The 4,494-nt window shown below is 72.4% G+C and carries 4 protein-coding genes and 2 pseudogenes; 4 read left to right on the top strand and 2 right to left on the bottom strand.

The window, feature by feature from the left end; all coding sequences use genetic code 11:
* A pseudogene (locus AE652_RS09735) lies at positions 1 to 517 on the top strand (hypothetical protein); the annotation flags it as partial.
* A gap of 324 nt (positions 518 to 841) precedes the next feature.
* Here AE652_RS09735 and AE652_RS09730 read toward each other — a convergent pair.
* Positions 842 to 1,393 (bottom strand): hypothetical protein, encoded by a 552-nt coding sequence (locus AE652_RS09730; RefSeq protein WP_049650826.1) that lies wholly within the window; start codon positions 1,391 to 1,393, stop codon positions 842 to 844.
* Positions 1,394 to 1,407: 14 nt separating this feature from the next.
* Entirely contained in the window at positions 1,408 to 1,830 is a 423-nt protein-coding gene (locus AE652_RS09725) for an ATP-binding protein (protein WP_063780117.1), read from the bottom strand.
* A gap of 199 nt (positions 1,831 to 2,029) precedes the next feature.
* Here AE652_RS09725 and AE652_RS09720 point away from each other — a divergent pair, with 199 nt between their 5' ends.
* From AE652_RS09720 to AE652_RS09710, 3 genes and pseudogenes are all read left to right on the top strand, one after another.
* On the top strand, positions 2,030 to 3,355 hold the full coding sequence (locus AE652_RS09720) for a M48 family metallopeptidase (RefSeq protein WP_082345586.1): 1,326 nt from the start codon (positions 2,030 to 2,032) through the stop codon (positions 3,353 to 3,355).
* An 88-nt stretch (positions 3,356 to 3,443) separates the two neighbouring features.
* Positions 3,444 to 3,989: an NUDIX hydrolase gene (locus AE652_RS09715; protein ID WP_063780116.1), complete on the top strand. Its 546-nt coding sequence runs from the start codon at positions 3,444 to 3,446 to the stop codon at positions 3,987 to 3,989.
* A gap of 229 nt (positions 3,990 to 4,218) precedes the next feature.
* Positions 4,219 to 4,494, top strand: a pseudogene (locus AE652_RS09710) (helix-turn-helix domain-containing protein); the annotation flags it as partial.

Raw genomic sequence — 4,494 nt, 5'->3', positions numbered from 1 at the left:
CCCCGCCGCTCCCCCCGCCCGGCTGGTCGTCGTCGTCGACGACTACGACGCCCTGCTCTCCCCCCCCTCCGCCGCCGGCCGCCCGCTCGCCCGCGCGCTGGCCGCCGTCGCCCGCCGCGGCGGACCGCTCGGCGTCCACCTCGCCGTCGCCACCGGCCGCCCGGAGGAGAGCGCCGGCACCGAGGTGGACGAGGCCGCGCTGCTGCGGATCGCCCTGCGCACCGAGGACCCGGCCGACTCCGACCTGCTGATCCACCTCGGCGACGCGGCCGCCCTGCCCGAGGACACCCCCGGCCGCGGCTACCTCCGCCTCCCGGACGGCGGCGTCACCGCCTTCCAGACCGCCCGGATCAGCGGCCGCATCCCGCGCACCGCCACCCTGCGGCCCACCGTCGTCGCGATAGACCCGCTCCAGCTCGGCGCCCCGCCGGCCCGCCGGCCCGTCCGCGAACTCGGCAACGGCCCCACCGACCTCGCCCTCCTCGCCAGCGCCCTCCAACGCGCCGCCGCCCGCTGACCCCTCCGGGGCCACCTCGCCTCGCACCCCGTTGCCGCTTCGGCCGACCCGAAGCGGCAACGGCATCAGGCACCACTCCCCGCACCGGAAGTCGTCAGATCGACTTCCTGTGCGGGGAGAGCCACAACCGCCGCGCTCCTCGCCGCAGGTCGCCCGCCCGCCAGGACGACAAGGCCCAGGCGGGCCCGACCGAGAAGGGCCGGGCCGCCGGAACCGCCGCCGAGCAGCACTCACTTCACCCCGTCATCCGCCGCCGCTTCGGCCTTGCCGAAGCGGCACCGGGCCACTCCTGCGCGAGAAGTCGGCCGGGCCGACTTCCCGCGCTTACGGGTGGGTTGCGCGGGCGCGGCAGCGGGTGAGGGCGTAGGTGATGCGGCGGTCGGAGGGGAGCGTGGTGGCGAGGAGTTCGCCGGCCGTGACGAGGGTGGTCCAGTAGAGGGCGGGGTCGCCGGTGCGGGGAAGGGGGTGGGCGGCGGCGAGGGAGAGGTACGCGGAGATGAGGTTGCCGGTGGTGAACCAGCGTTGGAGGCCGTGGTGGTGGCCCGGTCGGATGCCGCCCATGGCGTCGATGGCGACGAGGAAGTGTTCGACGACGGCGAGTTCGGTGTCGGTGAGCGACTTGGGGACGTCGAAGACGCCGAGGGCTTCGAGGAGTTCGCCGGTGTCGGTCTCGGTGTCGGGCCGTGGGTCGGCGAGGAGGGCGTCGTAGCACTCGGCCAGGCGGCGGGTGGTTTCGGCGTGGGGGATGTCGAGGGCGAGGCAGACGGCGCGCGCGACGGGCAGGGGCGGGTGGCCGAGGCGGGCCAGGAGGGCGTAGGTCGCGGCCGGGGTGGCCCCACGGGAGAGGGTGTGCCGGGCGAGGGTGACGAGGTTCATGGAAGAAGCGGCTCTCAGGCGAGGGTGGTGACGGGGGCGATATGGGCCCAGACGAACTTGCCGATACCACAAGGGCGGGCGGCGCAACCCCACCGTTCGGCAAGTTCGTCGACAAGGAACAGACCGCGCCCCTTCTCATCGTCGGGGACGGCGGTCCGGAGGATCGGCCGTCCGGTGCCGGCATCGTGGACTTCGAGGCGCAAGCGGGAGCCGGTGAGAGCGAAGCGGACCTCGATGTGGCGGTCGTCGGGGGCGTCGGAATGCAGGACGGCATTGGCGAAGAGCTCGCCGAGGAGCAGCTCGGCGGTGTCGCGGTAGCGGTCCCCGGAGGGCAGCCCGGAGAGGAAGGCCCGGAGCAAGTACCGGGCCAGGGGAGCGGATTCGGTCCGCGCGTCGAGGCGTGCGACGAACATGCGCGGGCGGCGGGACATCAGCATGGGGGCACCTCGAAGGGGAACGCGGACGGGACCATTCGCACCACGGCTGGTGATTGGCCGATGACGAACAGTCAACATCCGTGCCCTGCGGTCGGCTATGGTCGGGGCGCGCCCGGACGTTGAAACCCTTGAAACCCACCTGCCAGGGGGAACTGTCGTGCGAACCGACCGTGGGCCGAACCACAGGCTCACCTCACTGATGGCCGAAGCCGCCTGGGGCAACGGCGATTTGGCTCGGGCCGTCAACCGGACCGGCACCGAGACCGGGCAGCGGCTGAAGTACGACGCCTCGGCCGTCTCCCACTGGCTCAGCGGCACCTCGCCTACGGCGAAGGCCCTGCCGGTCGTCCTGGAGACACTGGCGCGGAGGCTCAGGCGGCCGATCACCGCCGTCGAGGCCGGATTCCGCGGGACACCTACCCCTGTTGAGCAGCCGACGGATACGGTGTCAGGGCTGATCGACCTGGGGAGCCTCGATATGGACCCGTCCCGGCGCGGAATCCTCACGGCCGGCCTCTACTCGGTGGCCCTCACCATCCCCGGCTGGCCCGACGTGGTGGGCCGCTTCGAGAGACTGCGGACCGACCCCCACCTGCGGATCGGCATGGCGGAGGTCCAGGCGGTCGCGGCGATGACCGAGCGGATCAGCGACCTGGACGACCAGTTCGGCGGCCGGATGACCCGTCCGATGGCCGCCTCGTTCCTGGTCAACACGATCGTCCCGTACCTGCGGGCGGACGCCGGCGAGGGCGTCCGCAAGGCCATGCTGTCGGCCGCCGCCGACCACTGCTACCTGACCGGCTACATGGCCGTGGACGAACGCCACGACTCCCTGGCCCAGCGCTACTACTTGAAGGCCCTGGAGCTGGCCGGGCACGCGGGCGACCACCTCACCTACTGCACCACCCTGCGCGGCATGAGCGTCCAAGCCGTCAATCTCGGCCACGGCAGCAGCGCCCTGCGGCTCGCGGACGCCGCCTCGGCCGCTTCCCCGGAGGCCGGTCCCCGCATGAGGGCCTTCCTCGCCGGCCAGCAGGCCCACGCCCTCGCCCAGACCGGGGACAGGATCGGAGCCCTGCTCCACCTGCGCACAGCGGAAGTCGCGATGGATCAGGCCGAGTCGAAGGCGAAGGTCGTCGGCCGCTACGATCCCGCCGCCCTCGCGTACCACGTCGCCCAGGTCAACTACGAGCTCGGCGACCGCGATGGCGCGATCCGCGCGCTCCAGCACTCCGAGAAGCTCCGACCCCCGGTGTACCGCGGGTCCCGCGTACGCGCCCTCTCCATGCTCGCCGAGTGGCAGCTCGGAGCCGGCCGACTGGAAGAGGCCGTCCAGAACTGGCACCTCGCCCTGGACGACTATCCGACCATCCAGTCCGGCCGGGCCGACGACCGCTTCCGCTCGATGCTCTCCGCGACCCGGCCGCACCGCCGCAACCCCCACGTGCGCGGGCTCCTCGAACGCGCCCGCCCCATGGCGGGCGGCCGAGGACCGGCGCGAACGGTACGGGAGACCAGGGCATGACCAGCGGCGAACCGGGCGTGCCCGTGCGGGCCACACGCGTGAGAGGGTCGGGAACGCAACTGGTGCGCGTGTGAGGGAGGGACCGCTCGTGGAGTGGGAGGTATTCGGGCGTCGGCAGGTGTTCGGGAGTCCGTGGGTCGAGGTCTGGCTCGATGACGTCGACATCCCCGGTGTCGGCCGGATCGACCACCACGTCGTCCGCTACCCCCGCTCCTCGACCACCGCCGTCGTCACCAACGAGGCCGGCGAGTTCCTGCTCCTCTACCGGCACCGGTTCATCACCGGCCGCTGGGGCTGGGAGGTGCCGGCCGGTTGGGTCGAGCCCGGCGAGGAACCGGCGGCGGCCGTCGTCCGCGAGGTCGAGGAGGAGACCGGCTGGCGTCCAGGCCGGGCCGAGCTGTTGACCGAGTACGACGCCATGGCCGGCATCGGCGACGCCCACTTCCACGCCTACCACGTCACCGACTGCATCCGGATCGGCGAGCCCGAGGACGTCTCCGAGGCGAGTCGCGTGGAGTGGGTCCCGGAGGGCGAGGTGGTGAAGCTGCTGACGAGCGGCGGGGTTCCGGACGGGCCGTCGCACGCCGCCCTGTCCTACTACCTCGGCCCGCATCGACTCGCTCGGTACTCCTGAACACCTCGCCCGGCGTGGGGGCGCACTCGGTGCGGGGGGCTTGGGCTTCACGCTCGAACGGTTCGCACTCTTCGTAGTCGCTGTGCTACTTTCCGCATCATCAACAGAACATAGGAGACCCCGGCGGTGCTCGTAACACCCCGGGGTCTGGCACCAGGAGCAAGGACTCCAGATGCGGATTCATCGTAGCGTTCATTCGCGCGCGTTCAGCGTGCTTCCGAACGGCCTGTTGCAGGACCGGCGGCTGAGTTACACCGCCCGTGGCCTCCTCGCCGACCTGCTCTCCCGCCCCGACGGGTGGCGGGAGGACGGGCGGCAGATGGCGGACAGCAGCCCGCAGGGGCGTGGCGCCGTCCGGCGGGCCCTCAAGGAGCTGAAGGACGCCGGGTACTACCGGGTCGACAGGGTCCGGATGGCCGACGGGACCATCCGGTCCGAGGCCCACGTCTTCGACACCCCGCAGCCCGCACCGGCTGTCCCCCGCCCGGCTTCCGGTGGAGGGAAG

Source organism: Kitasatospora sp. MY 5-36 (assembly GCF_001182915.1).
Classification (GTDB): Bacteria; Actinomycetota; Actinomycetes; order Streptomycetales; family Streptomycetaceae; genus Kitasatospora.
Note: the sequence above shows the minus strand (reverse complement) of the source record. Positions and strands in the feature narration are given on the sequence as shown.